The sequence below is a fragment of the Enterobacter cloacae complex sp. P6RS genome, from assembly GCF_014982245.1.
GTDB classification, from domain to species: Bacteria; Pseudomonadota; Gammaproteobacteria; order Enterobacterales; family Enterobacteriaceae; genus Enterobacter; species Enterobacter bugandensis.
Genome location: NZ_JADCLB010000069.1, coordinates 1 through 346, shown reverse-complemented (window position 1 = coordinate 346; position 346 = coordinate 1). Strand labels below are relative to the sequence as shown.

The following is a 346-nucleotide window of genomic DNA, read 5'->3' as shown; positions in this document are numbered from 1 at the left end:
TTTTAAAGATAGTGATATTATCAAAGACATTAGCCTTTACATACCAGATGCTAATTATGATTTTAATTTCTCAAAGCAATCACTTAACATTAGTATCCCTCAGGCATTTGTCACACCGGAAGCACGAAACAGTGTTAGTTCTGATCTCTGGGATGATGGTATTCCAGCAGCGCTTTTCAGTTATGGCATTACAGGTTCTAATACTTACTCTAATGAGTATGGCAATAATAATAACTATTTTGTCAATATGCGTAGCGGCTTAAATCTAAACGCATGGAGATTGCGCAACTATAGTACCTGGAATTATGCACAACCTAACAAAGGTGAGACGACCCAAAACTGGGAG

The 346-nt window shown here is 37.3% G+C and carries 1 protein-coding gene; it reads left to right on the top strand.

Translation table 11 applies throughout. The features are described 5' to 3' along the window. The coding region (locus INF73_RS21960) for a FimD/PapC N-terminal domain-containing protein (protein ID WP_305038849.1) at positions 1 to 346 on the top strand (346 nt) is incomplete at both ends.